This window comes from Streptomyces sp. NPDC059897, assembly GCF_042730865.1.
GTDB lineage: Bacteria > Actinomycetota > Actinomycetes > Streptomycetales > Streptomycetaceae > Streptomyces.
In genome coordinates this window covers 190,324-216,147 of record NZ_JBHWKQ010000011.1, presented here as the reverse complement: position 1 = coordinate 216,147, position 25,824 = coordinate 190,324, and the positions used below count along the sequence as shown (strand labels likewise).

At 70.0% G+C, this 25,824-nt stretch carries 28 protein-coding genes; 19 read left to right on the top strand and 9 right to left on the bottom strand.

Annotation, left to right across the window (positions count from 1 at the left end; all coding sequences use genetic code 11):
- Positions 1–40 precede the first annotated feature (40 nt).
- From ACFV9W_RS15595 to ACFV9W_RS15580, 4 genes are all read left to right on the top strand, one after another.
- Entirely contained in the window at positions 41–1,498 is a 1,458-nt protein-coding gene (locus ACFV9W_RS15595; protein ID WP_385760364.1) for an MFS transporter, read from the top strand.
- Positions 1,499–1,649: 151 nt separating this feature from the next.
- Positions 1,650–3,452, top strand: coding sequence for a DEAD/DEAH box helicase (locus ACFV9W_RS15590; protein WP_385760362.1), 1,803 nt, complete (start codon positions 1,650–1,652; stop codon positions 3,450–3,452).
- Positions 3,453–3,734: 282 nt separating this feature from the next.
- On the top strand, positions 3,735–4,376 hold the full coding sequence (locus ACFV9W_RS15585; protein WP_351338215.1) for a helix-turn-helix domain-containing protein: 642 nt from the start codon (positions 3,735–3,737) through the stop codon (positions 4,374–4,376).
- A gap of 47 nt (positions 4,377–4,423) precedes the next feature.
- Entirely contained in the window at positions 4,424–5,215 is a 792-nt protein-coding gene (locus ACFV9W_RS15580; protein ID WP_385760359.1) for a S16 family serine protease, read from the top strand.
- Positions 5,216–5,233: 18 nt separating this feature from the next.
- Here ACFV9W_RS15580 and ACFV9W_RS15575 read toward each other — a convergent pair whose 3' ends face one another.
- Genes ACFV9W_RS15575 through ACFV9W_RS15555 form a run of 5 tightly spaced genes read right to left on the bottom strand, consistent with a single transcriptional unit; the run spans position 5,234 to position 9,523 of the window.
- Positions 5,234–6,223 carry a glycine betaine ABC transporter substrate-binding protein gene (locus ACFV9W_RS15575; RefSeq protein WP_385760357.1) on the bottom strand — a complete coding sequence of 330 codons (990 nt, stop codon included), beginning with the start codon at positions 6,221–6,223 and terminating at the stop codon, positions 5,234–5,236.
- The gene (locus ACFV9W_RS15570; protein WP_385760355.1) at positions 6,220–7,089 is read right to left on the bottom strand and encodes an ABC transporter permease; all 870 of its coding nucleotides are present in this window, start codon (positions 7,087–7,089) and stop codon (positions 6,220–6,222) included. The genes ACFV9W_RS15575 and ACFV9W_RS15570 overlap by 4 nt, the downstream gene beginning before the upstream one ends.
- Positions 7,086–8,378 (bottom strand): betaine/proline/choline family ABC transporter ATP-binding protein, encoded by a 1,293-nt coding sequence (locus ACFV9W_RS15565; RefSeq protein ID WP_385760353.1) that lies wholly within the window; start codon positions 8,376–8,378, stop codon positions 7,086–7,088. The genes ACFV9W_RS15570 and ACFV9W_RS15565 overlap by 4 nt, the downstream gene beginning before the upstream one ends.
- Entirely contained in the window at positions 8,371–9,018 is a 648-nt protein-coding gene (locus ACFV9W_RS15560) for an ABC transporter permease (RefSeq protein ID WP_385760350.1), read from the bottom strand. The genes ACFV9W_RS15565 and ACFV9W_RS15560 overlap by 8 nt, the downstream gene beginning before the upstream one ends.
- Before the next feature lie 34 nt (positions 9,019–9,052).
- Positions 9,053–9,523 (bottom strand): Lrp/AsnC family transcriptional regulator, encoded by a 471-nt coding sequence (locus ACFV9W_RS15555; protein WP_266710827.1) that lies wholly within the window; start codon positions 9,521–9,523, stop codon positions 9,053–9,055.
- 149 nt (positions 9,524–9,672) lie between these two features.
- Here ACFV9W_RS15555 and hppD point away from each other — a divergent pair, with 149 nt between their 5' ends.
- The 6 genes from hppD (at position 9,673) to ACFV9W_RS15525 (ending at position 13,843) form a co-directional block, all read left to right on the top strand.
- The gene (gene hppD / locus ACFV9W_RS15550) at positions 9,673–10,818 is read left to right on the top strand and encodes a 4-hydroxyphenylpyruvate dioxygenase (protein WP_385760345.1); all 1,146 of its coding nucleotides are present in this window, start codon (positions 9,673–9,675) and stop codon (positions 10,816–10,818) included.
- 22 nt (positions 10,819–10,840) lie between these two features.
- Positions 10,841–11,125: a hypothetical protein gene (locus ACFV9W_RS15545; protein ID WP_385760342.1), complete on the top strand. Its 285-nt coding sequence runs from the start codon at positions 10,841–10,843 to the stop codon at positions 11,123–11,125.
- Positions 11,118–11,420 carry an SH3-like domain-containing protein gene (locus ACFV9W_RS15540; RefSeq protein ID WP_385760339.1) on the top strand — a complete coding sequence of 101 codons (303 nt, stop codon included), beginning with the start codon at positions 11,118–11,120 and terminating at the stop codon, positions 11,418–11,420. Before ACFV9W_RS15545 ends, ACFV9W_RS15540 begins: the two co-directional genes overlap by 8 nt.
- The gene (gene nthA / locus ACFV9W_RS15535; protein WP_385760336.1) at positions 11,410–11,997 is read left to right on the top strand and encodes a nitrile hydratase subunit alpha; all 588 of its coding nucleotides are present in this window, start codon (positions 11,410–11,412) and stop codon (positions 11,995–11,997) included. The genes ACFV9W_RS15540 and nthA overlap by 11 nt, the downstream gene beginning before the upstream one ends.
- Positions 11,998–12,103: 106 nt before the next feature.
- Positions 12,104–13,474 (top strand): FAD-binding oxidoreductase, encoded by a 1,371-nt coding sequence (locus tag ACFV9W_RS15530; RefSeq protein ID WP_385760333.1) that lies wholly within the window; start codon positions 12,104–12,106, stop codon positions 13,472–13,474.
- A gap of 174 nt (positions 13,475–13,648) precedes the next feature.
- Positions 13,649–13,843, top strand: coding sequence for a hypothetical protein (locus ACFV9W_RS15525; RefSeq protein ID WP_385760330.1), 195 nt, complete (start codon positions 13,649–13,651; stop codon positions 13,841–13,843).
- 22 nt (positions 13,844–13,865) lie between these two features.
- Here the strand turns inward: ACFV9W_RS15525 and ACFV9W_RS15520 are convergent, their stop codons facing one another.
- Entirely contained in the window at positions 13,866–14,345 is a 480-nt protein-coding gene (locus ACFV9W_RS15520) for an SsgA family sporulation/cell division regulator (protein WP_385760328.1), read from the bottom strand.
- 232 nt (positions 14,346–14,577) lie between these two features.
- Here ACFV9W_RS15520 and ACFV9W_RS15515 point away from each other — a divergent pair, with 232 nt between their 5' ends.
- Together ACFV9W_RS15515 and ACFV9W_RS15510 are read left to right on the top strand one after the other, a co-directional pair.
- Entirely contained in the window at positions 14,578–15,993 is a 1,416-nt protein-coding gene (locus tag ACFV9W_RS15515) for an RDD family protein (protein ID WP_385760325.1), read from the top strand.
- A gap of 66 nt (positions 15,994–16,059) precedes the next feature.
- Positions 16,060–16,713 carry an RDD family protein gene (locus tag ACFV9W_RS15510; protein WP_385760323.1) on the top strand — a complete coding sequence of 218 codons (654 nt, stop codon included), beginning with the start codon at positions 16,060–16,062 and terminating at the stop codon, positions 16,711–16,713.
- Positions 16,714–16,749: 36 nt separating this feature from the next.
- On the opposite strand, the gene ACFV9W_RS15505 is transcribed toward ACFV9W_RS15510, so the two are convergent.
- Entirely contained in the window at positions 16,750–17,046 is a 297-nt protein-coding gene (locus tag ACFV9W_RS15505) for a hypothetical protein (protein ID WP_385760320.1), read from the bottom strand.
- A 314-nt stretch (positions 17,047–17,360) separates the two neighbouring features.
- On the opposite strand from ACFV9W_RS15505, the gene ACFV9W_RS15500 reads away from it, so the two are divergent.
- Positions 17,361–19,772 (top strand): immune inhibitor A domain-containing protein, encoded by a 2,412-nt coding sequence (locus ACFV9W_RS15500; protein ID WP_385760317.1) that lies wholly within the window; start codon positions 17,361–17,363, stop codon positions 19,770–19,772.
- Between the two features lie 121 nt (positions 19,773–19,893).
- A complete protein-coding gene (locus ACFV9W_RS15495) occupies positions 19,894–20,220 on the top strand; it encodes a hypothetical protein (protein ID WP_385760313.1) in 327 nt (108 codons plus the stop codon).
- A gap of 102 nt (positions 20,221–20,322) precedes the next feature.
- Here ACFV9W_RS15495 and ACFV9W_RS15490 read toward each other — a convergent pair whose 3' ends face one another.
- On the bottom strand, positions 20,323–20,913 hold the full coding sequence (locus tag ACFV9W_RS15490; protein ID WP_385760310.1) for an isochorismatase family protein: 591 nt from the start codon (positions 20,911–20,913) through the stop codon (positions 20,323–20,325).
- A gap of 92 nt (positions 20,914–21,005) precedes the next feature.
- Positions 21,006–22,334 carry a nicotinate phosphoribosyltransferase gene (locus ACFV9W_RS15485; RefSeq protein ID WP_385760307.1) on the bottom strand — a complete coding sequence of 443 codons (1,329 nt, stop codon included), beginning with the start codon at positions 22,332–22,334 and terminating at the stop codon, positions 21,006–21,008.
- Between the two features lie 80 nt (positions 22,335–22,414).
- On the opposite strand from ACFV9W_RS15485, the gene clpS reads away from it, so the two are divergent.
- From clpS to ACFV9W_RS15460, 5 genes are all read left to right on the top strand, one after another.
- Entirely contained in the window at positions 22,415–22,732 is a 318-nt protein-coding gene (gene clpS, locus ACFV9W_RS15480) for an ATP-dependent Clp protease adapter ClpS (RefSeq protein ID WP_385760304.1), read from the top strand.
- A gap of 10 nt (positions 22,733–22,742) precedes the next feature.
- Positions 22,743–23,348 (top strand): DUF2017 domain-containing protein, encoded by a 606-nt coding sequence (locus tag ACFV9W_RS15475; protein WP_385760301.1) that lies wholly within the window; start codon positions 22,743–22,745, stop codon positions 23,346–23,348.
- Between the two features lie 332 nt (positions 23,349–23,680).
- Positions 23,681–25,117, top strand: coding sequence for an amino acid permease (locus ACFV9W_RS15470; protein ID WP_385760298.1), 1,437 nt, complete (start codon positions 23,681–23,683; stop codon positions 25,115–25,117).
- A 76-nt stretch (positions 25,118–25,193) separates the two neighbouring features.
- Positions 25,194–25,610, top strand: coding sequence for a Mov34/MPN/PAD-1 family protein (locus ACFV9W_RS15465; RefSeq protein WP_385760295.1), 417 nt, complete (start codon positions 25,194–25,196; stop codon positions 25,608–25,610).
- A 103-nt stretch (positions 25,611–25,713) separates the two neighbouring features.
- Entirely contained in the window at positions 25,714–25,815 is a 102-nt protein-coding gene (locus ACFV9W_RS15460; RefSeq protein WP_323179532.1) for a putative leader peptide, read from the top strand.
- Positions 25,816–25,824: the final 9 nt, after the last annotated feature.

Below are 25,824 nucleotides of genomic sequence, written 5' to 3'. Positions count from 1 at the left end.
ACAGGGGTCAGAGAGCCGTACGACCCTTACTCTGAACCGCATGGCCGCCCTCGAAGACGTCACCGACGACGCCCCAGTCCGCCCCGTCCTCACCGAGACCGAAGGTGTCCTCGGCCGCACCTATCGCGCGCTCAGCGGCGGCATCGTCACGGTCGTGCTGCTCATCGCCTTCGAGGCGACCGCCGTGGGCACCGCGATGCCGGTCGCCGCGCGGGAGTTGGACGGGGTGTCGCTGTACGCGTTCGCGTTCTCCGGCTTCTTCACGACCAGCCTGTTCGGGATGGTGCTCGCCGGGCAGTGGGCCGACCGGAGCGGTCCGCTCGGACCCGTCACGGCCGGGATCGGCTCCTTCGCCGCGGGGCTGCTGCTCGCCGGGACCGCGGGCACCATGTGGATGTTCATCGCCGGGCGTGCCGTGCAGGGGCTCGGCGGCGGCCTGGTGATCGTCGGGCTCTACGTCGTGGTCAGCCGGGCCTACCCGGAGCGGCTGCGGCCCGCGATCATGGCGGCGTTCGCGGCGAGCTGGGTCGTGCCGTCGATCGTGGGGCCGCTCGCGGCGGGCGCCGTGACGGAGCACATCGGCTGGCGGTGGGTCTTCCTCGGCATCCCGATCCTGGTCGTCCTGCCGCTCGCGCTCGCGCTTCCCGAGGTCCGGCGGCGAGCCTCCGGCGCACCCGAGGGCGCCGCCCCCGCCGCCTTCGACCGGCGCCGCATCCGCCTCGCCCTGGGCATCTCGCTCGGCGCGGGACTCATCCAGTACGCCGCCCAGGACCTGCGCCCGCTGTCCCTGCTGCCCGCCGCCGTCGGCACCGCCCTCCTCGTGCCGTCCGTGCTCGGGCTGCTGCCCCGCGGCACCTACCGGGCCGCGCGGGGGCTGCCGTCCGTGGTGCTGCTGCGCGGCATCGCGGCCGGGTCGTTCATCGCGGCCGAGTCCTTCGTGCCGCTGATGCTGGTGACGCAGCGCGGGCTCAGCCCCACGCTCGCCGGGTTCTCGCTCGCCGCGGGCGGCGGCACCTGGGCGCTCGGCTCGTGGCTCCAGTCCCGGCCGCGCGTCGAGCCGTACCGGGAGCGGCTCGTCGCCGCCGGGATGGTGCTGGTCGCGCTCGCCATCGTCGCTGCGCCGAGCGTGCTGATCCCGGCCGTGCCCGTGTGGACCGTGGCCGTCGCCTGGGCCTTCGGCTGCCTGGGCATGGGGCTCGTGATCTCCTCCACGTCGGTGCTGCTGCTCCAGCTGTCCGCGCCCGAGGAGGCCGGGTCGAACTCCGCCGCCCTGCAGATCTCCGACGGGCTCTCCAACGCGCTGCTGCTCGCCGCGGGCGGCGCCGCCTTCGCCGCGCTCGGCGGGGGAGCGGTGGGTGCGGCCGGGCACGCGGCCGCACAGGGAGCAGGGGGCTCGCACCCGGCCGCGTTCGCCGCCGTGTTCCTGCCGATGGCGGCCGTCGCGCTGGTCGGAGTGTGGGTGGCGGCGCGGCTGCGCGCTCCGGTGACCTCGCCCTGACTGCCCGTACAGGTCGGCCAGTTGATCTGTGACGCGCGTCCCAACCGGGCCCCGTCCGGCCTCGCCGGGCGCGCCCGTCAACCGCGTCACCGGTAGGGTGGCCCGGTTGTCATACGTAGCCGTGCCGTCCAGCTTTGAGTAACCGGAGACCGTGACTACTACATCCGCCACTCCTTCCGCCTCGTCCGCCCACCTGTCACCCGCCTTCCCCGGCCGCGCCCCCTGGGGCACCGCCAACAAGCTGCGTGCGTGGCAGCAGGGTGCGATGGACAGGTACATCCAGGAGCAGCCCCGCGACTTCCTCGCGGTCGCCACCCCGGGCGCCGGAAAGACCACGTTCGCGCTCACCCTCGCGTCGTGGATGCTGCACCACCACGTCGTGCAGCAGGTGACCGTGGTCGCCCCGACCGAGCACCTGAAGAAGCAGTGGGCCGAGGCCGCCGCCCGGATAGGCATCAAGCTGGACCCCGAGTACAGCGCAGGGCCGCTCAGCAAGGAGTACCAGGGCGTCGCCGTCACGTACGCGGGTGTGGGCGTGCGGCCGATGCTGCACCGCAACCGCAGCGAGCAGCGCAAGACCCTCGTGATCCTCGACGAGATCCACCACGCCGGTGACTCGAAGTCGTGGGGCGAGGCCTGCCTGGAGGCCTTCGAGCCGGCCACCCGCCGCCTCGCGCTGACCGGTACGCCGTTCCGCTCCGACACCAACCCGATCCCCTTCGTCCAGTACGAGGAGGGCCGGGACGGCATCCGGCGCTCGGCCGCCGACTACACGTACGGCTACGGCAACGCGCTCGCCGACAACGTCGTGCGCCCGGTGATCTTCCTCAGCTACAGCGGCAACATGCGCTGGCGCACGAAGGCCGGAGACGAGATCGCGGCCCGGCTCGGCGAGCCGATGACCAAGGACGCCATCAGCCAGGCCTGGCGCACCGCCCTCGACCCGCGCGGCGAGTGGATGCCGAGCGTGCTGCGCGCCGCCGACGCCCGCCTCACCGAGGTCAGGAAGGGCATCCCGGACGCGGGCGGCCTCGTCATCGCCACCGACCAGGACTCGGCCCGCGCGTACGCGAAGCTGATCCGCGAGATCACCGGTACCAAGGCCACCGTCGTGCTCTCCGACGACACCGGCGCCTCGAAGCGGATCGACGACTTCGCGGCGAGCGAGGACCGCTGGATGGTCGCGGTCCGCATGGTGTCGGAGGGCGTCGACGTCCCGCGCCTCGCGGTCGGCGTCTACGCCACGACGATCTCCACCCCGCTCTTCTTCGCGCAGGCCGTCGGCCGCTTCGTGCGTTCGCGGCGCCGCGGCGAGACGGCCTCCGTCTTCCTGCCCACCGTCCCCGACCTGCTCGGCTTCGCCAACGAGATGGAGGTCGAGCGCGACCACGTCCTCGACAAGCCGAAGAAGGACCAGGAGGAGGACCCCTACGCCGAGTCCGAGAAGGAGATGGACGAGGCGAACAAGGAGCAGGACGAGGACACCGGCGAGCAGGAGCAGTTCTCCTTCGAGGCCCTGGAGTCCGAGGCCACCTTCGACCGCGTCATGTACAACGGCGCCGAGTTCGGCATGCAGGCGCACCCCGGCAGCGAGGAGGAGCAGGACTACCTCGGCATCCCGGGCCTGCTCGAACCCGACCAGGTGCAGATGCTGCTCCAGAAGCGGCAGGCGCGGCAGATCTCGCACAGCAAGAAGAAGCCGGACAGCGAGGCCGACCTCCTGGAGCTGCCGGCCGACCGCCGCCCCGTCGTCTCCCACAAGGAGCTGATGGAGCTGCGCAAGAAGCTGAACACGATCGTCGGCGCGTACGTGCATCAGAGCGGCAAGCCGCACGGTGTCATCCACACCGAACTGCGCCGGGTGTGCGGCGGCCCGCCGAGCGCGGAGGCGACCGGCGGACAGCTGCGCCAGCGCATCGCCAAGGTGCAGGAATGGGCCACCCGCATGAAGTGACATGGGGATCAAGTGCGGGCATTCGCGCACATCTGGGGCCGTTGGCTGACCGGATTCTGGACGGAGTCTTCCGCTCAGCGGGACGACCTCGCTACATTCCGGGCAACGCACACGCCCCGTGGCAGAGCCGCCGCGGAGCGCAGCCGGTGCGTCAACTGACAGCCGTAAGCAGCCCAGCGCCTGATCACCGACCGGCGGCCTCTCACGCGCGTCGCCCACGGGACAGGTGACGCGACCCCCGCGCAGGAGGCCGTCGTCCCTCACCACTAAGGAGTGGGCGTCGTGACCGCGGAGACCTCCCAGACGCTCGACAGGGGACTGCGCGTCCTCAAACTGCTCGCCGACACCGACCACGGCCTGACCGTCACCGAGCTCTCCAACAAGCTCGGCGTCAATCGGACCGTCGTCTACCGTCTGCTCGCCACCCTGGAGCAGCACGCCCTGGTCCGCCGCGACCTGGGCGGCCGCGCCCGCGTCGGGCTCGGCGTGCTCCGGCTCGGCCGGCAGGTCCACCCCCTGGTGCGCGAGGCCGCGCTCCCGGCCCTGCGCGCACTCGCCGAGGACATCGGGGCGACGGCGCACCTGACGCTGGTGGACGGCACGGAGGCCCTCGCCGTGGCCGTCGTCGAGCCGACCTGGACCGACTACCACGTGGCGTACCGCACGGGCTTCCGCCACCCGCTCGACCGGGGCGCCGCGGGCCGCGCCATCCTCGGCGCCCGCCAGGGCGTGCTCCCCGAGACGGGCTACACCCTCACGCACGGCGAACTGGAGGCCGGGGCGAGCGGGGCGGCGGCGCCGCTGCTCGGGGTGACCGGTCTGGAGGGCAGCGTGGGAGTGGTCATGCTCTCGGACTCCGTCCCGGAACGGGTGGGCACGAGGGTCCTCGACGCGGCACGAGAGGTGGCGGACGCGCTCAGGTAGCGACCGCACCCCCGTTGCCGCCACACCCGTCACGTTAGAGTCAACCCGTGCTCAATCGCCTCAGCCGTCCCGCCGCCCTGGCCCTCTGCGCCGTCCCGGTCGTCGCCCTCCTGGCGATCGCGGGCTTCGCCCCGCTGCCGTTCTCCGTGGCCCAGCCGGGTCCCACGACGAACGTCCTCGGGAAGTCGGACGGCAAACCCGTCATCGACATCAGCGGCGCCCCCACCCGCCCCACGGAGGGCAAGCTGCGCGCGGTGACCATCGTGGCGACGGGCCCCGACGCCTCCGTGCACCTCGGTGACGTGCTCGACGGCTGGTTCGCCGAGAACCGGGCGGTCATGCCGCGCGACGCGGTGTACCCGTCGGGCGACTCGACGAAGGAGGTCGAGCAGCACAACAAGAAGGAGATGAAGGGTTCGCAGGACGCCGCCACCGAGGCCGCCCTCTCCTACCTCGGCAAGTCCTCGAAGGACATCGAGGTCGACCTCCAGCTCGGCGACGTCGGCGGACCGAGCGCGGGCCTGCTCTTCTCCCTCGGCATCGTCGACATGCTGGACGGCGACGGCAGCGGCGGCGACGTCACCGGCGGGAAGTCCATCGCGGGCACCGGCACCATCGACGCCGAGGGCAAGGTCGGCCCGGTCGGCGGTGTGTCGCTGAAGGTGCAGGCCGCGGACCGCGACGGCGCCACGGTCTTCCTCGTACCGAAGGCGGAGTGCTCGGACGCGAAGGCCTCCGCGCCGGACTCGATGAAGCTGATCTCGGTGAGCACGCTCAAGGGCACGATGACCGCGCTGACGAACCTGGAGAAGGGCTCGGGCGCGGTCCCGGAGTGCTGACCGGGGGAGTCCGGGCCCTCACTCCTTGACGAAGCCCTCCTTCACCAGCCACTCCTTCGCCACGTCGTGCGGGTCCTGCCCGTCGACGTCCACCTTCGCGTTGAGGTCCTGGGCGACCTTGTTGTTGAGCTTCTTCGTGATCGGCTCCAGGATGTCCGCCATCGCCGGGTACTTCTTGAGCGCCTTGCTGTTGATCGACGGCGCCGCGTTGTAGTTGGGGAAGAACTTCTTGTCGTCCTCCATGACGTTCAGGTTCATCGCCTTGATCCGGCCGTCGGTCGTGTAGACCTCGCCGAAGGTGCAACTGCCCTTGGACGCCTGGGTGTAGATGATGCCGCTGTCCATCTGCGTGATGTTGGCGGGCGGCACCTTCATCCCGTACGCCTTCTGCATGCCGGGCAGGCCGTCGGCCCGGTTGGCGAACTCGCTCTCCACGCAGAGCGTGACGGCCTTCGGGTCCTTCTTGGCGAGCGCGGCGACGTCGGAGAGCGTCTTGGTGCCGTACTTCTTGAAGTTGGCGTTGTTCATGGCGAGCGCGTAGGTGTTGTTGAGCTCGGCCTGCGGCAGCCATGTGATGCCGTTCTTCTTGTCGGCCTTGGCCACGGCCTCGTACTGCTTCTGCGGGTCGGTGATCGGGTCCGAGTTGCCGAGGTACGTGATCCAGGCCGTGCCCGTGTACTCGTACATGGCGTCGGCGTCACCGGACTTGATGGCCTCGCGGGCGCCGATGGAGCCCTGGATGCCGGTCCGGTCGAGGACGTCCGCGCCGGACGCCTTGAACGCGATGCCCATGATCGCGCCGAGCAGCAGCTGCTCGGTGAACTCCTTGGACGTCACGGTGATGTCCGCGCCTTCGAGCGGCTTGTCCTTGCCGATGGATCCCGGCTGTACGTCGTCGACCAGCGGGCTGCCACTGGTCAGTCCGCAGCCGCTCGCGAGGAGCGCGATCCCGCAGCTCGCCGCGACGGCCACCCGCACGCGGTGCCTGCGGCGCATGGGGTACTTCATGAGCGCACCTCCAACCCGCGCGGGCGCAGCAGCAGTTCGGCCAGCGAGGCCAGCCAGTCGACGAGCAGGGCGAGCGCGATGGTGAGGATCGAGCCGAGCATCAGGACCGGCATGCGCTGGTTGGTGATGCCGGTGGTGATGAGGACGCCGAGGCCGCCGCCACCGCCGAAGGTGGCGAGGGTCGCCGTGCCGACGTTGAGGACGAGCGCCGTGCGCACGCCCGCGAGGATCAGCGGGACGGCGAGCGGCAGTTCGACCTTGCGCAGCACCCCCATCGGCGACATCCCGATGCCCTTCGCCGCTTCGAGGAGCGTCGGATCGTTGGCCTTCAGGCCCGCGATGGTGTTGGAGAGCACCGGCAGGATCGCGTAGATGATGATGCCGATCAGGGCCGACTTCTCGCCGATGCCCAGCCAGATGACGAGCAGGGCGAGCAGGCCGATGGCCGGGGTGGCCTGGCCCATGTTGGCGATCGCCAGGGCGAACGGGGTCGCCTTGCGGAACATCTTGCGGGTCAGCACGATGCCCAGCGGGATCGCGATGATCAGCACGAAGAAGGTGGAGATCACCGTCAGGCTGATGTGCTGGCGCAGCGCCTTGCCGACCTTGCCGCCCGAGATGGCGTTCTCGGAGATCGTGTCGAGGTCGGCGTTGCGGAACCAGAGCCAGGTGATCAGCAGGACGAGGATCAGGAACACCGGAAGGAACGTCAGTTTCTTCCAGGTGATCCGGGACGGTTCCTTCTGGACCGGCGAGCGGGACTCCTGCTCGGCCTCGCCCTCGTCGCGGAACGCGAGGCCCTTGACCTCGTGCTCGCCCTCGGGGCGCGCGCCCTTCGGGGGCGCTTTGCGGGACGGTGTGCTCACGCCTTCGCCTCCCCGCCGGCGCCCTGGGAGCCCTCCTGCTCCAGGTGCGTCTGCTCGGCGCGCTTCTCCTCCAGCTCGTGCTGGTGCTCGACCGCTTCGAGCCGGTCGGCCTCCAGGAGTTCGTGCACGGAGTTCATCAGCGTCTCCATGTCGACGACGCCCTCGTACTGGCCGCGCCGCCCGGTGACCGCGACCCGGCCCGCGTTGTCGGTGAGGACCGCTTCGAGGGCGTCGCGCAGGGTGGCGTCCCAGGTGACGGTGTCGTGGACGAGGGTGCCCGCGCGGGCGAGGGAGCCCTTGGCGCGCATCATGTCGCCGCGGCGCAGCCACTTGTAGGGACGGCGGCGCTTGTCGAGGAGCAGCAGCTCGTTCGTGCCGGCCGCCCGCAGCTTGTTGAAGATGTCCTGCAGCGGGTCGTCGACGCCCACCGTCGGATAGTCGGTGACCTCCACGTCGCGTACGCGGGTGAGGTTGAGGCGCTTGAGCGCCGCGCCCGCGCCGACGAAACCGGAGACGAAGTCGTCCGCCGGGTTGGTGAGGATCGCCTCCGGGGTGTCGAACTGGGCGATGTGCGACTTCTCGCGCAGCACCGCGATCCGGTCGCCGAGCTTGATGGCCTCGTCGAAGTCGTGGGTGACGAAGACGATCGTCTTGTGCAGCTCGTGCTGGAGCCGGATCAGCTCGTCCTGGAGGTGGTCGCGGGTGATCGGGTCGACGGCGCCGAACGGCTCGTCCATCAGCAGGACGGGCGGGTCGGCCGCGAGCGCGCGGGCCACGCCGACGCGTTGCTGCTGGCCGCCGGAGAGCTGGCGCGGATAGCGGCCGTGGTACTCGCCGGGGTCGAGGCCGACGAGGTCGAGCATCTCCTCGACCCGCGACTTGATCCTGGACTTGGACCAGCCGATCATCTTCGGCACCAGCGCGATGTTCTGGGCGACCGTCATGTGCGGGAAGAGCCCGGAGGACTGGATCGCGTAGCCGACCTTGCGGCGCAGCTTCACCGGGTCCATGTCGGTGACGTCCTCGCCGCCGATCCGGATGCGCCCGGCGGTCGGCTCGATGAGGCGGTTGATCATCTTCAGCGTCGTGGACTTCCCGCAGCCGGACGGGCCGACGAAGATGATCAGCTCGCCCGCCTTGATCTCCATGTTGACGCTGTCCACGGCGGGGTCGCTGGAGCCCGGATAGCGCTTGGTGAGGTTCTCCAGCTCGATGCTGGCCCCGGACGCCTCGGGGGTCCCGGACGGCTCGGCCGGCCCGGTCGTCGCGGTCGTCGTGGTCTCAGGCACGGATCCCCCTCGGGATGGTCAGCCGTCCGATGAGGACGTACGCGGCGTCGAAGAGCAGGGCGAGGATGATGATGCCGAGCGTGCCCGCGAGCACCTGGTTGAGCGCGTTGGCGCTGCCCAGGGAGGCGATGCCGCGGAAGATCTCGTTGCCGAGCCCGGGGCCCGAGGCGAACGCGGCGATGGCGGCGATGCCCATCAGCATCTGCGTGGAGACCCGGATGCCGGTGAGGATGGGCGGCCAGGCGAGCGGCAGCTCCACCTTGAACAGGCGGGCGGCCCGGGACATCCCGATGCCCTTCGCCGCGTCGATCAGCGCGGGGTCGACGCCGCGCAGGCCCACGATCGCGTTCCGCACGATCGGCAGCAGCCCGTACAGGGTGAGCGCGATGACGGTCGGCGCGACGCCGAGGCCCACGATCGGGATCAGCAGACCGATCATGGCGAGCGAGGGGATGGTCAGAATCGTCGAGGTGGCGGTCGTCGCCAGGTTCCCGGCCCATTCGCTGCGGTACGAGACGATGCCGATGACGATGCCGATCAAGGTCGCGAGGACCATGCACTGGAAGACGGCGCTCGCGTGCTGATAGGCGTCGGCGAGCAGTTGCTGATGCCGGGTGCCCAGGTAGTCCCAGAAGTTCATCGCACCTCACTCCCGGGCGGTGCTCGGATAGCCGTCAGGAATCTCCTGACGCCTGCTCCACGAGCGGGATGATCCGCAGCGGAACAGGATTTTCCATGACGATCGCCGTGGAAGCCCGGACGATGCCATCAAAACCGACAACCCGGTCGATCACACGTTGAAGGTCCGCGTTCGAGCGGGCCACGAGGCGGCACAGCATGTCGCCGCTGCCGGTCGTCGTGTGCAGCTCCAGGACCTCGGGGACGCCGTCCAAATGGGTCCTGACGTCGGCTCCTTGACCCTGTCTGATCTGCAGCGTCGCGAACGCGGTGACCGGGTAGCCGAGCGCCGCCGGGTCCACCTGGGGGCCGAAGCCGCGGATGACTCCGTTCGAGGTAAGCCGGTCGAGGCGGGCCTGCACGGTGCCGCGCGCGACGCCGAGCCGCCGCGACATCTCGAGCACCCCGATCCGCGGTTCGCGCGCGAGCAGCACGATGAGCCGCCCGTCCAGATCGTCGATCGCCATGTACGCCTCCGTAGCCGTCCCGCCGCCGTCCCGGCCCCGGGTGGTCACCCTGTACAAGCAGCCCGCAGAAACGGGCCCCGCACTGGTCAGATTGCCCAGCAAAAACGCAAGCTATTGCGCACCTTGCGGAGCGGCGGGAACCTCACCGTATGACGCAGACCACACAGCACACCCCCGACACCGCACGGCAGGCCGACCCCTTCCCGGTCAAGGGGATGGACGCGGTCGTCTTCGCCGTGGGCAACGCCAAGCAGGCCGCGCACTACTACTCGACCGCCTTCGGCATGAAGCTCGTCGCCTACTCCGGACCGGAGAACGGCAGCCGCGAGACGGCGTCCTACGTCCTCACGAACGGCTCGGCCCGCTTCGTCTTCACCTCCGTCATCAAGGCCTCCACCGAGTGGGGCACCTTCCTCCAGGACCACGTCGCGGCGCACGGCGACGGCGTCGTCGACCTCGCCATCGAGGTCCCGGACGCCCGCGCCGCCTACGCGTACGCCGTCGAGCACGGCGCCCGCGGCCTCCAGGAGCCGTACGAGACGAAGGACGAGCACGGCACCGTCGTGCGCGCCGCCATCGCCACGTACGGCAGGACCCGCCACACGCTGGTCGAGCGCACCGGCTACGACGGCCCCTACCTGCCCGGCTTCGCCGCCGCAGAGCCGATCGTCGAGCCCCCGGCCAAGCGCACCTTCCAGGCCATCGACCACTGCGTCGGCAACGTCGAACTCGGCAAGATGAACGAGTGGGTGGCGTTCTACAACAAGGTCATGGGCTTCACGAACATGAAGGAGTTCGTGGGCGACGACATCGCGACCGAGTACAGCGCGCTGATGTCGAAGGTCGTCGCGGACGGCACCCTCAAGGTGAAGTTCCCGATCAACGAGCCGGCCGTCGCCAAGAAGAAGTCGCAGATCGACGAGTACCTGGAGTTCTACGGCGGCGCGGGCGTCCAGCACATCGCGCTCGCCACGAACGACATCGTCGCCTCGGTGAAGGCCATGCGCGCGGCGGGAGTTCAGTTCCTCGACACCCCCGACTCGTACTACGACACCCTCGGCGAGTGGGCCGGCGAGACCCGGGTACCGGTCGAGACGCTGCGCGAGCTGAAGATCCTCGTCGACCGCGACGAGGACGGCTACCTGCTGCAGATCTTCACGAAGCCGGTCCAGGACAAGCCGACCGTCTTCTTCGAGATGATCGAGCGGCACGGCTCCATGGGCTTCGGCAAGGGCAACTTCAAGGCCCTCTTCGAGGCGATCGAGCGCGAGCAGGAGAAGCGCGGAAATCTCTGACGCGGGCTCCTAAGCTGGCCGCATGGCCAGGATGAACGACGTAGGCGGAACGACGGGGTTCGGCGCCATCGACACCAGCGATGACGCCGAACCCTTCCACGCGGACTGGGAGGCGCGGGTCTTCGCGCTCCAGCGCGCGCTGCTCGTCCGACACGTCTTCAACCTCGACGAGTTCCGGGACGCCATCGAGACGATGCCGCCCCAGGAGTACCTCGCGGCCTCGTACTACGAGCGCTGGTTCCACGCGATCCGGACGCTCCTCGAACGCAAGGGCGTCATCGAGGAGGGGGCCCTCGACCATGTCTGAGCCAGGCGTCTTCTCGCCCGGCGACCGGGTCCGCACCTACCGCCACGACCCGCCGCACCACACCCGCCTGCCGCGCTACGCCCGTGGCAAGCTCGGCGTCGTCGTCGAGCCGGAGGGCCGGGCGCCGCTCGCCGACGTGCGCGCGCAGGGGCGGGACGACGCGCCCGTCGAGATGATCTACGCGGTGCGGTTCGCGGCGCGCGAGCTGTGGGGCGAGGGCGGGCACGACGTCGTCCTCGACCTGTCCGAGAGCTATCTGGAGCCCTTCGAGGAGGCCGACGCCGATGTCAGGTGACCACGACGACGCGGTGATCTCCCGCCAAGTACGGCTCCTGGAAAGCCTGTTGGAGGAGAAGGGCATCGTCGGCGGCGAGACGGTCGACGAGGTCATCGACGGCTTCCTCGCGGGCGCCTCGCCGGTCAACGGCGCGAAGGTGGCGGCCCGCGCCTGGGCCGACCCGGCGTTCAAGGAGCGGCTGCTCGCGGACGGTTCGGCGGCCGTGGCCGAACTGGGCTTCTCCAGCGGGGGAGTTCAGTTCCAGCGGCTGCGGGTCGCCGAGAACACGGAGGACGTGCACAACATGATCGTGTGCACACTCTGCTCCTGCTACCCGCTGCGGCTCCTCGGCCCCTCGCCCGGCTGGTACAAGAGCGAGGCGTACCGCTCCCGCGTGGTGCGCGAACCGCGGTCCGTACTGGGCGAGTTCGGGGTCACGCTGCCGCCCGACGTAAAGATCACCGTCTGGGACTCCAGCGCGGAGACCCGCTACATGGTCCTGCCGCGGCGCCCCGCGGGTACGGAGGGCCTCGACGAGGCGGCTCTGGCGTCCCTGATCACCCGCAACGGCCTGATCGGCACGGCTCTGGTGTAGCCATATCAAGCCCGCCTTTCGTACGAGAGGCAGCGGGGTCCGGGGCAGAGCCCCGGGGTGCAGGCAGGGGGTTCACACGGCCCCAACGGAGTGCAAAGGTGTGATCATGAGCCGCACCCTCATGGAAGAGCTCCGCACGGGCCTGCCCGCGGAAGCGATCATCGTCGACGCCGACATCACCGCCTCCTACGCCCACGACATGGCGAGCTTCTGCGACGCCGGCACCCCCGCCGTCGTCGTCCTGCCGCGCACCGTCGAAGAGGTCCAGCACGTGATGCGCACGGCGACCGCGCTGCGCGTCCCGGTCGTCCCGCAGGGCGCCCGCACGGGCCTGTCGGGCGCGGCCAACGCGAGCGAGGGCTGCATCGTCCTCTCGCTCGTCAAGATGGACCGCGTCCTGGAGATCAACCCGGTCGACCGGATCGCCGTCGTCGAACCGGGCGTCATCAACGCCACGCTCTCCCGCGCGGTCAACGAGCACGGGCTCTACTACCCGCCGGACCCTTCCAGCTGGGAGATGTGCACCATCGGCGGCAACATCGGCACGGCCTCGGGCGGCCTGTGCTGTGTGAAGTACGGAGTGACGGCGGAGTACGTGCTCGGGCTCGACGTCGTCCTCGCCGACGGCCGGCTGCTGCAGACCGGCAGGCGCACCGCGAAGGGCGTCGCGGGCTACGACCTGACGCGGCTCTTCGTCGGCTCCGAGGGCAGCCTCGGGATCGTCGTGAAGGCGACGCTCGCGCTGAAGCCGCAGCCGCCCCAACAACTGGTGCTGGCAGCCGAGTTCGCGTCGGCGGAGGCCGCCTGCGACGCGGTCTGCCGGATCATGGAGGGCGGGCACGTCCCGTCCCTGCTCGAACTCATGGACCGTACGACGGTGAAGGCCGTCAACGCCATGGCGAACATGGGCCTGCCGGAGACCACGGAGGCGCTGCTCCTCGCCGCCTTCGACACCCCGGACCCCACCGCGGACCTCGCGGCCGTCGGCGCGCTGTGCGAGGCCGCGGGCGCCACCCAGGTCGTGCCCGCCGAGGACGCCGCCGAGTCCGAGATGCTGCTCCAGGCGCGGCGCCTGTCCCTCACCGCCCTCGAAGCGGTCAAGGGCACCACGATGATCGACGACGTGTGCGTGCCCCGCTCCAAGCTGGGCGAGCTGCTCGAAGGCGTCGAGCGAATCGCGGAGAAGTACGACCTCACCATCGGGGTGTGCGCGCACGCGGGCGACGGCAACACGCACCCCACCGTCTGCTTCGACGCGCAGGACGCCGACGAGGGGCGCCGGGCCCGCGAGTCCTTCGACGAGATCATGGCGCTCGGCCTCGAACTCGGCGGCACCATCACCGGCGAACACGGCGTCGGCGTGCTCAAGAAGGAGTGGCTCGCCCGCGAGCTCGGGCCGGTCGGCGTCGAGATGCAGCAGGCGGTGAAGGCGGCCTTCGACCCGCTGGGCCTGCTCAACCCCGGCAAGCTGTTCTGACCGCGGGCGGCGCCGCCCGGGGCGTCGCAGGGCGTGCCGCCCCGGTTACGTAACGTCCATATAAAGGACGAAAGCCTCATGTGGCCGGGTGTCGTCCGGCGGCACCCTGAAGGGGTCGCACGGCCGGCCGTCAGGGCGCCGGCCGGCACCCCGCAGCCCGAAGAGGTCCCGCCGATGAGCGCCAGCACCGCAGACCGCAACCACGACAAGTCCGCCCGCCGTCGCAGGACGACCGCCGCCGTACTGGTCGGCGCCCTCGCGCTGTCCTCCGTCGGACTCGCGGTCGGCACCGCGGTCGCGGACCCGGGCCCCGCCCCCGCGGGCGCCACGCTCACCGGCACCCTGGACCCGGGCGCGCCCTCCGAGTGATCCGGCCCCCGTGCCGGTCCCCTCACAGGTCCTCGGAGGACGACTCGTCCCCCGGCCACGGGTCGCACAGGTACAGGTCGTCGGCGGCCGGGGTCGGCGTGAGCAGCTCGGCCAGGGCCTCGTCGATGCCGAGCTGATCGGCCTCCGTGCCCGGCGGGACCGCCCGCAGCGTCCGCTCCAGCCAGGCCGAGACCTGCGCGGCCGGCGCCTCCAGGAGCGCGTCCCCGTCCGGCGAGCTCAGCGCCACCAGGACCACGCTGCGCCCGTCCACCTTCGTCGGCCACACCCGCACGTCCCCGTGCCCGCACGGCCGGAACACGCCCTCCACGAGCAGCTCGCGGGCGAACGTCCAATTGACGGGGTGGTGCGAGCCGATGTGGAACGTGATGTGGACGGCGTACGGGTCGGCGGTTCGGTAGGTCAGTCGGGCCGGGACGGGGATGCTCCGCTCCGGCGAGAGCACGAGCTTCAGTTCCAGTTCGCGTTCCACCACGGTGTGCATGTCGTGCGTTTCCTCTCCGTCGTACGGGTCCGGAGCGGGCCCGTTGGAAGGTGAGAGCACGATGTGCCGGGAGCATTACGCGAGTTCGGCGAAGTATTTTTCCGGCGTCCCGGCGAGGGGCCGAGGTTCCCCGGAAAGTGGTCCGTAACGGCGGAGCGGCACGGGCGGGCGCGGCGGTCTGATAGATGTGGACCCCACAACAAGACCCCCGAGCAGATACGGGACGACGGACATGAGTGCCCCAACCCCGGCCCCCGGCGACGACAGGCCCCGCGAAGGCTACTACCCCGATCCGTCCATTCCCGGATATGTCCGGTACTGGAACGGGGCCGCGTGGGTGCCGGGCACCAGTCGCCCCGCGCCCTCCGACGGACAGTCCCTTCCGGCCCCGCCCGGAGCGGGCGCCGCCCCCGCCCCCACGTCGGCCTCCGAACCGCCTCCCGCGGAGGAGACCGGACCCGTCTTCCTCGACGAGGAGCCCTCCGTGCGTACGGAGATGGGTCCCCCGGAGCACGCCGCGCCCGCGGCGCCCGAGCCCGCGTCCGCCTGGGGGGCCAACACCGCCCGGCAGGCGGGCTTCGGCGCCGAGCAGGCCAACCGGGTGTCCTGGGGCGCGGACCCGAACGCGCAGACGCCCGAGCAGTCCGCCCCGGAGGCGTCCGCGCCGCCGGAGCGCACGGACGGCACGGTCAAGCTCCGCGCCATGCAGCAGCCGGGAGCCGGGAAGCCGGCCCCCGCCGACGGCACGATGGCGTTCAGGGCGCTGCCGAAGCAGGACGGTCAGGGCGGGCCCGCGACGCCGGGCCAGGCCCAGGCGCAGTCCCGCGCGGGCCTCAACCCGCAGCCGGCCCCGCAGGCCCAGGCCCCGCAGGCCCCGGCCGCCCCCGCCCAGCGGAACGTCCCGCAACAGCAGCCGCAGCAGCAACAGCCCCAGCAGCCGCAACAGCAGCAGCCGCCCCAGGCGCAGGCGCACCTGCAGAGCCCCATGACGCAGGGGCCCGGCGGCGGCTCCCCGTCCTGGCCGCAGCAGGTGCACCAACTGGCGGGGCAGGGGCCGGGGCAGGCCCAGGCGCCCGCACCCGCGGCGGAGCCGAACGGTCCGGTGACGCCGTTCAAGCCGGTCTCCACCGACCCGTTCCTCGCCGCGGCGCAGGCCGCCGCGGCGGCCCGCCCGGCAAGCCTCGGCAAGCGGTTCGCGGCCCGGCTCATCGACTCGGTCGTCGTCGGCGCGGTCACCGCGACCGTCGCCGTGCCGCTCGGCACGAAGGCCGTCGACCACATCAACGGCAAGATCGACGAGGCGAAGGCCTCGGGGCGCCAGGTCACGGTCTGGCTGCTCGACGGCACGACCGGCACGTACCTGGGCATCATCCTCGCGGTGCTGCTCGTGGTCGGCACGCTCTACGAGGCGCTGCCGACGTCGAAGTGGGGTCACACCCTCGGCAAGAAGCTGTTCGGCCTGACGGTCCGTGACATGGAGGAGCACGACGCCCCGACGTTCGTCTCGGCCCTCAAGCGCTGGATCGCGTACAGCGTGCCCGGCGTCCTCGTGGTGGGCGTCCTCGGCGTCCTGTGGGGCGCCTTCGACCGCCCGTGGCGCCAGTGCCTGCACGACAAGGCGGCGCGCACGTTCGTGGCGGCCGACTGACGGAAGCGTCATCCGGACGGCGGCCCGCCACGTGCAGGGCGGCGGGGTTCGCGTTCCACTCGGGCCATGAGCACCGAACCGCCGCCCGCCGGGTCCGGCCAGCCGCCGGACGACGACCCGTTCCGCAAGCCGCCGCCCAACGACCAGGGCGGCGGCTCCCCGTACGACAACCCCCAGAACCCCTATGGCTCGGCGCCTCCGCCGCCGCCACCGCCCCCGTACGGCGGTGACCCCTACGGGGGCGGCTACGGCGCGGCCGACCCGCTCGCCGGGATGCCGCCGCTGGCCGACAGCGGCAAGCGCGTCCTCGCGCGGATCATCGACATCATCCTCATCACGATCGTCGTGGGCCTGCTGTCGTGGGCCTTCGGGGTCGGCCAGTACGACATCGACACCGACGAGATGAACGCCGGCAAGCGGCTCGCGCAGTCGCTGATCGGAGCCATTCTCTACGTCGGCTACGACACGATCATGACGGCGAAGACCGGGCAGACGCTCGGCAAGAAGTGGCTGAAGCTGCGCGTCGCGAACCTGAGCGACGGCGCGACGCCCGGCATGCAGAGCAACCTGCTGCGAGCGGTCGTCCTGTGGGTGCCCGCCGTGTTCTGCTGCGCCTGCATCTGGACGGCGATCTGCGGCGGCTGGAGCTTCTTCGACAAGCCCTACAAGCAGGGTCTGCACGACAAGGCGGCGAAGACCGTGGTGGTCAGCACCGCCTGAGGAAACCGGTCAGCGAAACACCGGCGGGTCCGTGTCTCACGGGCCCGCCGGTTCGCGTGCGCGCGAGGGCGCGGACGGGGCCGAGGGGGAGGGCAGCGTGGTGCTCAGGCGCTGGGCCGGCACCCGCTCCTGCGCGGTGGCAGTGCCCGCGGCGGGCTCCCGCTTGCGGGCCGGCACCGACATCGCCACGAACAGGCCCAGGATGAGCGCCGAGACGGCGATCACCGGGACGCCGGGACCCGAACTCGTCTGGGACAGCAGAACCATGGCGATGGTGGAGCAGACGACGGTGGCCGATCCGTAGGCGAGCTGAGCGACAGTCGGGCGAGGCATGGTGAGATCCGTCCTCGTGACATCGGGGGACTATTCGGACCTGTGCCCGAGCAGGGCACCCGGTAAGCATGCCCTAAGCAATACCGCCGGAGCATGGGGGGCGCACGGAGTCACCGGGTCCACCAAGTGGACGGAATGACGCGCCCGTTGCTCGTGGGGAAGCGGCCGACGATGCGTCCGCATTCCGAACCGGGCGCTCTGCATAGTGCAATGTGAATGTCTCAGTCAAGGTCTGTTATTTCTCCTCTACTTCCGGTCAAATGACGTCACTTGTGACGCGTGGCGCTCATGCCACGGAGGAGGGGACCACTCAAGTGACCACCAAGAGACGGGCGTTGAGATCCGTCGCCGTCATCGCGACGCTCGCCGCCACCGCGGCCACGGGCTCGCTCGCGGCGACCACCGCCCAGGCCGACACCCCGGCCGCGACGAGCGCCACCGCCGACGGAAAGACGTACGGGGGCAAGGGCCACGTCTTCGACGGCCCGTTCAGCAAGCAGCAGGAGAAGCAGCGGCAGGCCGCGCTTCAGCAGGTCCTCCAGGGCACGTCGAAGGTCCAGGAGAAGCACGGCTCCAAGGTCGTGGAGCTGTCCAAGGGCAAGTACGTCGAGCTGGGCCGCGAGCGCACGGACAAGATCTTCACGATCCTGGCCGAGTTCGGCGACAAGGTCGACAACACCACCCTCGTGGACCGCGCGGACGACGACACGGACGAGCTGAAGCCCAAGTACGGCGGCACGCCCGGACCGCTGCACAACCAGATAGCCGAGCCGGACCGTGCGAAGGACAACAGCACGGCCTGGCAGAAGGACTACAACTCCCAGCACTACAAGGACCTCTACTTCGGCGACGGCAAGACCGCCTCGGGCAAGGGCTCCGAATCCCTCAAGACCTATTACGAGAAGACCTCCTCGGGCCGCTACTCGGTCGAGGGCGAGGTCTCCGACTGGGTCAAGGTCGAGTGGAACGAGGCCCGTTACGGCTCCAACTACTGCGGCGCCGACAACTGCCCGAACGTCGAGGACCTGGTCCGCGACGGCGTCAACGCCTGGGTCGCGCAGCAGAAGGCGGCCGGCAAGTCGGACGCCGACATCAAGGCCGACATGGCCCAGTACGACCAGTGGGACCGCACGGACCACGACAACGACGGCGACTTCAACGAGCCGGACGGCTACATCGACCACTTCCAGATCGTGCACGCGGGCGAGGACGGCTCGGCGGGCGGCGGCGCGCAGGGCGGCGACTCCCTGTGGGCGCACCGCGGTTACGCCTTCTCCCGCGACGACGGCGACACGGGCCCGTCCGGCTTCAAGGCGGGCGGCACCCCGATCGGCGACACCGGCATCTGGGTCGGCGACTACACGATGCAGCCGGAGAACGGCGGCCTCGGCGTCTTCGCCCACGAGTACGGCCACGACCTGGGCCTGCCGGACCTGTACGACACGACGTACAGCGGCGAGAACTCGGTCGGCTTCTGGTCGCTGATGTCGGCGGGCTCCTGGCTCGGCACCGGCAAGGAGTCCATCGGCGACATGCCGGGCGACATGACGGCCTGGGACAAGCTCCAGCTCGGCTGGCTGAACTACGACACGGCGAAGGCCGCCACCAAGTCGACGCACAAGCTGGGTGTCGCGGAGTACAACACCAAGCTCAAGCAGGCGCTCGTCGTCGAACTGCCGAAGAAGAACGTCACCACGGACATCGTGAAGCCCGCCGAGGGCACGAAGCAGTGGTGGTCGGACTACGGCGACGACCTCGAAAACACGCTCAGCCGGACCGTGGACCTGACCGGCAAGACGTCGGCCGCCCTCGAACTCGACGGCTGGTACGACATCGAGAAGGACTACGACTACCTGTACACGCAGGTGTCCACCGACGGCGGCGCGAGCTGGAAGACCGTCGACGGCACCGCCGACGGTCAGCCGATCCCGCGCGACGGCGGCGACAAACCGGCGCTCACCGGCACCAACGGCACGTTCCAGAAGCTGAGTTACCCGCTGAACGACTACGCCGGACAGAAGATCGACGTCCGTTTCCGCTACAAGACCGACGGCGGCGTCGCCCAAATGGGCTTCGCCTTCGACAACTTCACGGTCAAGGCGGACGGCGCGGCGCTCTTCACCGACAACGCCGAGACGGAGCAGGCCGGTTGGACCACGCGCGGCTTCTCCCGCATCGGCGCGTCCATCTCCGGTGACTTCCCGCAGTTCTACATCGCGGAGAACCGCCAGTACGTGTCGTACGACAAGACCCTCGAGGTCGGCCCGTACAACTTCGGCTGGCGCGACGGCGGGGCCAAGCAGAACTGGGTCGAGCACTACGCGTACCGCCCCGGCCTCATGATCTGGCAGTGGGACACCTCGCAGCGCAACAACAACGTCGGCCAGCACCCCGGCAAGGGCCTGATCCTCCCGGTCGACGCGCACGCGAAGCCGCTGAAGTGGTCCGACGGCAAGCTGATCACCAACAAGATCACGCCGTACGACGCCGCCTTCGGTCACTACCGGGTCCCCGGCATGACGCTCCACAAGCTGGGCGTCGAAACCAAGATCCCGGCCCAGGCCGGCGTGCCCGTCTTCGACGATCACAAGGGCACGTACTGGTACGCCGAGAACCCCACGGGAAGCGTGCGCACAACTGACACCAACACCAAGATCAGCATCGTGAAGCAGCCGCGCGACGGCTCCTCGATGACGATCAAGGTCGGCCCCTCGGCCAAGAAGTAAGGCAAAACCGCAGGTCAGAAGCGGATCGGCCGCGACCCTCTAGCGGGGTCGCGGCCGGTCGTGCTTAGGTGCGTCCTGTGAGTTCCTTATTGACACTACGTCTCACGGGGGTGTGACAGTCATGTCCGCAGGAGGGTTCTGCAAGCTGCCGGGAGGCACCGTGGTCGTCGCCCTGACCCTGCCCGCGCCCGGCTCCGCCGACGGCGCCGTACGGGTCCTGGTGCACGCCGCGAACCGCCCGCGCGCCCTGACCCGCCTGCGCAACCTGGGCCTGCGCGCGGTCTACCTCCGGGGCAACGCCCAGCCGCCGACCCCGGACGAGATAACCGCGGTCCTCCACCACCCGGACGGCCTCATCTGGCGCACGGCCCCGGACGCGAGGTCGGGCGAACTGTGGCACCCGATACGGGCACTCCTGCCGGGCAGCGTGAGCGCGGCCGGCGCCTGACATCCACAAGCGCGGGCGGGCAAATCAAGCCCGTGCGGCGGATGAGCAAATCAAGCCCCGCCGGCGATTGAGGCGCGGGGCCCGGGGCAGAGCCCCGCGACGTCAAGCCACGACGGGCTTCCCGCTGAGTTCCACCCCAGCCGAGCGCAGCTCGTCCAGCGCCGCCTCCGTGGAGGCAGCCGCAACCCCGGCCGTCAGGTCAAGCAGCACCTTGGTCCGGAACCCGTTCCGCACCGCATCCAACCCGGTGGCGCGAACGCAGTGATCCGTGGCGATCCCGACCACATCCACCTCGGACACCTCCCGCGCCCGCAGCCACTCCGCCAGCGGCACCCCGTTCTCGTCCGTCCCCTCGAACCCGCTGTAGGCGGCCGAGTACGCCCCCTTGTCGAACACCGCGTCGATCGCGCCGGAGGCGACCGCGGGGGCGAAGTTCGGATGGAACCCCACCCCCTCGGTCCCCGCGACACAGTGCCGCGGCCAGCTGCGCACGAAGTCCGGCGCCTCCGAGAAGTGCTCACCGGGGTCGACGTGATGGTCACGCGTGGCGACGACGTGCTGGTAGCACCCACCGCCGGCCTGCCCGACGAGATCGGTGATCGCGGCAGCGACATCGGCACCCCCCGCCACCGCGAGGCTGCCGCCCTCGCAGAAGTCGTTCTGCACATCCACGACGATCAGGGCGCGACGCATGATTGCTGTCCTTCTGCTTGGAGACTACGAGCGTAGAAGCTTCAAGTGCGTTGCGGGAGAGGGCATGGGGCGCAACGGAGGGATGACGGACCTCAGACGTACTCGGTCGGGATGACCGGCTCGCCCCTGGACAGCTGGGTGGCCGACAGCGGCAGCCCGTCGCGGGCCGCGATGTGCCGCTCGCGCACCGCGTCGAGCGGCTCACGGGCCACCACCTCGCCGCCCTTGACCAGCTCGACGAGGAGCTGCCGGTCGGCGAGGTCCGCCGGGACGTCGCCCGTGCCGACGACCTCGGCCTCCGCGACCCCGTCCGCGTCCGGCCGGCGCGCGGCCCACTTGCGGCCGCCGATGGAGGTCTTCCCGCCCGCCGACTTCTTCGCCACGGGCACCAGCGGCGCCTTCGGGTCGGCGGACTCGGCGCGCGCGACCAGCTTGTAGACCATGGAGCAGGTGGGGTGCCCGGACCCGGTCACCAGCTGCGTACCCACCCCGTACGCGTCCACGGGAGAGGCGGCGAGCGAGGCGATGGCGTACTCGTCGAGGTCGGAGGTGACGACGATCTTGGTGTTCGTGGCGCCCAGCTCGTCCAGCTGCTGCCGCACCCGGTGCGCGACGAGCAGCAGGTCGCCGGAGTCGATCCGGACGGCGCCCAGCTCGGGCCCCGCGATCTCGACGGCCGTCGCGACCGCCTCCTGCACGTCGTACGTGTCGACCAGCAGCGTCGTCCCCTTGCCCAGGGAGTCGACCTGGGCCCGGAAGGCGTCCCGCTCGGTGTCGTGGATCAGCGTGAAGGCGTGCGCGCTGGTGCCGACGGTCGGAATCCCGTACCGGAATCCGGCCGCGAGGTCCGAGGTCGTCGCGAACCCGCCCACGTACGCGGCGCGCGAGGCGGCGACGGCGGCCAGCTCGTGCGTGCGGCGCGCGCCCATCTCGATCAGCGGCCGGTCCCCGGCGGCCGAGGACATCCGGGACGCGGCGGCGGCGATCGCCGAGTCGTGGTTGAGGATCGAGAGGATCACCGTCTCCAGGAGCACGCACTCGGCGAAGGAGCCCTCGACGCGCAGCACGGGGGAGCCGGGGAAGTAGACCTCGCCCTCGGGGTAGCCCCAGATGTCGCCGGAGAACCGGTAGTCCGCGAGCCACTGGAGGGTCGGCTCGTCGACGACATCGCGCTCGCGCAGGAAGTCGAGCACCTGTGCGTCGAAGCGGAAGTTCTCGACGGCGTCCAGGACGCGCCCGGTGCCCGCGACGACGCCGTAGCGGCGGCCCTCGGGCAGCCGGCGGGTGAAGACCTCGAAGACCGAGTGCCGGTCGGCGGTGCCCCCGCGCAGGGCGGCCTGCAGCATCGTCAGCTCATAGTGGTCGGTGAAGAGCGCTGTCGACGGAACGTCCACCGGCAGGCCAAGGTCCGCTGTGTTCATACGAAGGATGCTACCCCCGATTAACGTCAGGGTGACGATTTCTGCGTCCGTTTGTGCGTGGGGCGGGTGGTGGTGGCAGCATGGGCCCTGTGACGGCTCCAGCACCCATTGAGATCGAAAGGCCCGAGACGACGGAGGACGCGTCCGTCGTCCCCGAGCCGGACGTCCCCTGGATCACGCTCGTCCACAATGATCCGGTGAACCTCATGAGTTACGTGACGTACGTCTTCCAGTCGTACTTCGGGTACTCCAAGGACAAGGCCACCAAACTCATGATGGACGTGCACCACAAGGGCCGGGCCGTCGTCTCCACCGGCTCCCGCGAGGAGATGGAACGCGACGTGCAGGCGATGCACGGGTACGGCCTGTGGGCCACGCTTCAACAGGATCGGAAGTAGCAGCATCCCGATGCCAGGACATTTCGAACCGATCCCCGGCGGCGGTGCGGCCGTCGCCCTCGACGACGTCGAGATCTCCATCATCCGCTCGCTGGCGGTCCAGCTCCTGGAGCTGATCGGGCCGGGCCCGGGCGGCGAGGAGAGCGACGACCCGCTGGCGGAGCTGTTCGCCGAGGGGCCGAGCGAACCGCCCTCCGACGCGGTGCTGCGCCGCCTCTTCCCCGACGCGTACGGCGGTCCGGGCGGGGAGGGCGAGAGCGTCGAGGACACCGACGAGCTGCGCGCCCACTCCTCGGAGTTCCGCCGCTTCACCGAGAACGACCTGCGGGCCGGCAAGCGCGAGGACGCCCTCGCGGTGATCCGCTCGCTCGACACGCTCAGCCCGGCGGGCGACGGCGGCGCGGTCCTCAAGCTGCAGCAGGGCGAATCGGTCCAGTGGATGCGCGCGCTCAACGACCTGCGCCTCGCGATCGGCACCCGCCTCGACATCACCGACGAGGAGGACACGGACCTCCTGTACCGGCTCCCGGACGACGACGCGCGCAAGCCGATGGTGATGGCGTATCTGTGGCTCGGCGGGCTCCAGGAGACCCTCGTGGAGACTCTGACGGCCTGACCTCCGGTCAGGTTGGCCTGTTCGCTCAGCGGGTCCTCAAATCCGTATAACGATCCCGTCACCGCGTCCACCCACCTTGTGGCGCGGTGATTGTTTTGTCCTGTTTTTCTGGTGGCATGCGCCACACGCGCCTCGGCCAACCCCGATGAACGCCGTGATAAATCTTCACGACCACCCGAGGGACGCCACCCCTGTCCTGTCGGGGGGCGCCCCGACCGGCCGACCGCCGGTAGGCACCAGCTCCATCCATCCAGGGGCCCAGACCCCAAAGGATCGTCACAGTCGATCCGAGCCGCGCACGGCACGGATCGGCATGGAGAAAGGCGCACACCATGACCTCAGTGCAGGTCGACGAGCAGCACGACGGCAATGAGGCCGCGCAGGCCGAGACCGACGAGGGTTACCAGCGGGGACTCGGGGCCCGGCAGATCCAGATGATCGCCATCGGCGGCGCCATCGGGACCGGCCTCTTTCTCGGCGCGGGCAAGGGCATCTCCAAGGCGGGGCCCAGCCTGATCCTGGCGTACGCGGTCGCCGGCGTGGTCATCTTCTGCATCATGCGGGCGCTCGGCGAGCTCCTCATGTACCGACCCGTGTCCGGCTCCTTCTCGGAGTACGCGCGCGAGTTCATCGGCCCCTTCGCGGGCTTCGCGACCGGCTGGACGTACTGGCTGTTCTGGGTCATCACCGGAATGACCGAGGTCACCGCGGCGGCCACCTATATGACCTTCTGGTGGGACATCCCGCAATGGGTGTCCGCACTCGTCTTCACCGTCATCCTCTACGGCGCCAACCTGATCTCCGTGAAGCTCTTCGGTGAGCTGGAGTTCTGGTTCTCCACCGTCAAGGTCACCGCCATCATCGGCATGATCCTGATCTGCGCCGGCATCCTCACCATCGGCTTCTCCGACGCCGGTGACACGGCCTCCCTCACGCACCTGTGGGACGTCGGCGGCTTCTTCGCCGGCGAGAACGGCATCGGCTCGACGCTGATGACCCTCCAGATGGTGATGTTCGCGTTCCTCGCGGTCGAGCTCGTCGGCGTCACCGCGGGCGAGGCCAAGGACGCCAAGAAGGTCCTGCCGAAGGCCATCAACACCGTGCCGTGGCGCATCGCCGTCTTCTACGTCGGCGCCCTGATCATGATCCTCTCCGTCGTGCCGTGGACCTCCTTCAAGGCCGGCGAGAGCCCGTTCGTGCACGCCTTCGACAAGATGGGCCTCGGTGTCGGCGCCGCCATCGTCAACTTCGTCGTGCTGACCGCCGCCCTGTCCTCCTGCAACTCGGGCATGTACTCCACCGGCCGCATGCTGCGCGACCTCGCGCAGAACAGCCAGGGCCCGAGCTTCTTCACCAAGCTGAGCAAGAACGGCCTGCCGGTCATCGGCACCACGTTCTCCGCCGCGATGATGCTGGTCGGCGTCTGGATCAACTACCAGTGGCCGGGCGAGGCGTTCAACTACGTCGTCTCCTTCGCCACCATCTCCGGCATGTGGGCCTGGATCATCATCCTGATCTGCCAGATCCGCTACCGCCTCAAGTCCGACCGCGGTGAGCTCCCGAAGTCCGAGTTCCGCGCCCCGTGGGGCGTCTGGGTCAGCGTCCTCGCGCTCGCGTTCATCTTCATGGTCATCGTCCTGATGGGCATCGACCCGGACGCGCGCGTCTCCCTGTACGCCGCCCCCGTCTGGGCCGCGATCCTGGGTGTCTCCTACTTCTTCCTGAAGAAGCGCAACCCGGAGGCCGCCGCCTTCTCGAAGCGCAGCTGAGGCGCCGCATCTCAACAGGTGGGCCCCCTCGTACCGCACTCCGGTACGAGGGGGCCCACTTGCTTATGCTGGCCGCATGTTGAAGATTTCCCAGACCCTGGTCGACCAGATCGTCGAGCACGCCCGCAAGGACCACCCCGACGAGGCCTGCGGCGTCATCGCGGGCCCGGTCGGCGAGGGCCGCCCCGAGCGCTTCATCCCGATGCTGAACGCCGCCCGCTCACCCACGTTCTACGAGTTCGACTCCGGTGACCTGCTGAAGCTCTACCGCGAGATGGACGACCGCGACGAGGAGCCGGTCGTCATCTACCACTCGCACACGGCCACCGAGGCGTACCCCTCGCGCACCGACGTCACGTACGCGAACGAGCCGAACGCCCACTACGTCCTGGTCTCCACCGCCGACGCCGACGACGCGGGCCCCTTCCAGTTCCGCTCGTACCGCATCGTCGAGGGCGAGATCACCGAGGAAGAGGTCGAGGTCACGGCCTGAACGGCACGGCCCCGACCTCATGGTTCTCATACACCGGACGCATTTCGACCGCATGGTGAGATCACATTCCGGGATCCGGACCGGGAATCGATACGATGAGCCCATGGTTTCCCACGACGTGAGCGAAAAGACGCCGGGCATGCTGCTCGTTGCGCGGCTGCACGTCGACCTGTGCCGCCTCGCCAGCGCCATCTGTCCGCGCTGAGCCGGACCG

Coding starts and splice junctions, on each gene's coding strand:
- ACFV9W_RS15595 (WP_385760364.1), top strand. CDS start 41: ATGGCCGCCCTCGAAGACGTCACCGACGACGCCCCAGTCCGCCCCGTC.
- ACFV9W_RS15575 (WP_385760357.1), bottom strand. CDS start 6,223: ATGAAGTACCCCATGCGCCGCAGGCACCGCGTGCGGGTGGCCGTCGCG.
- ACFV9W_RS15560 (WP_385760350.1), bottom strand. CDS start 9,018: ATGAACTTCTGGGACTACCTGGGCACCCGGCATCAGCAACTGCTCGCC.
- ACFV9W_RS15555 (WP_266710827.1), bottom strand. CDS start 9,523: ATGGCGATCGACGATCTGGACGGGCGGCTCATCGTGCTGCTCGCGCGC.
- hppD (WP_385760345.1), top strand. CDS start 9,673: ATGACGCAGACCACACAGCACACCCCCGACACCGCACGGCAGGCCGAC.
- ACFV9W_RS15545 (WP_385760342.1), top strand. CDS start 10,841: ATGGCCAGGATGAACGACGTAGGCGGAACGACGGGGTTCGGCGCCATC.
- ACFV9W_RS15540 (WP_385760339.1), top strand. CDS start 11,118: ATGTCTGAGCCAGGCGTCTTCTCGCCCGGCGACCGGGTCCGCACCTAC.
- nthA (WP_385760336.1), top strand. CDS start 11,410: ATGTCAGGTGACCACGACGACGCGGTGATCTCCCGCCAAGTACGGCTC.
- ACFV9W_RS15530 (WP_385760333.1), top strand. CDS start 12,104: ATGAGCCGCACCCTCATGGAAGAGCTCCGCACGGGCCTGCCCGCGGAA.
- ACFV9W_RS15525 (WP_385760330.1), top strand. CDS start 13,649: ATGAGCGCCAGCACCGCAGACCGCAACCACGACAAGTCCGCCCGCCGT.
- ACFV9W_RS15520 (WP_385760328.1), bottom strand. CDS start 14,345: ATGCACACCGTGGTGGAACGCGAACTGGAACTGAAGCTCGTGCTCTCG.
- ACFV9W_RS15515 (WP_385760325.1), top strand. CDS start 14,578: ATGAGTGCCCCAACCCCGGCCCCCGGCGACGACAGGCCCCGCGAAGGC.
- ACFV9W_RS15510 (WP_385760323.1), top strand. CDS start 16,060: ATGAGCACCGAACCGCCGCCCGCCGGGTCCGGCCAGCCGCCGGACGAC.
- ACFV9W_RS15505 (WP_385760320.1), bottom strand. CDS start 17,046: ATGCCTCGCCCGACTGTCGCTCAGCTCGCCTACGGATCGGCCACCGTC.
- ACFV9W_RS15495 (WP_385760313.1), top strand. CDS start 19,894: ATGTCCGCAGGAGGGTTCTGCAAGCTGCCGGGAGGCACCGTGGTCGTC.
- ACFV9W_RS15490 (WP_385760310.1), bottom strand. CDS start 20,913: ATGCGTCGCGCCCTGATCGTCGTGGATGTGCAGAACGACTTCTGCGAG.
- ACFV9W_RS15485 (WP_385760307.1), bottom strand. CDS start 22,334: ATGAACACAGCGGACCTTGGCCTGCCGGTGGACGTTCCGTCGACAGCG.
- clpS (WP_385760304.1), top strand. CDS start 22,415: ATGGGCCCTGTGACGGCTCCAGCACCCATTGAGATCGAAAGGCCCGAG.
- ACFV9W_RS15475 (WP_385760301.1), top strand. CDS start 22,743: ATGCCAGGACATTTCGAACCGATCCCCGGCGGCGGTGCGGCCGTCGCC.
- ACFV9W_RS15470 (WP_385760298.1), top strand. CDS start 23,681: ATGACCTCAGTGCAGGTCGACGAGCAGCACGACGGCAATGAGGCCGCG.
- ACFV9W_RS15465 (WP_385760295.1), top strand. CDS start 25,194: ATGTTGAAGATTTCCCAGACCCTGGTCGACCAGATCGTCGAGCACGCC.
- ACFV9W_RS15460 (WP_323179532.1), top strand. CDS start 25,714: ATGGTTTCCCACGACGTGAGCGAAAAGACGCCGGGCATGCTGCTCGTT.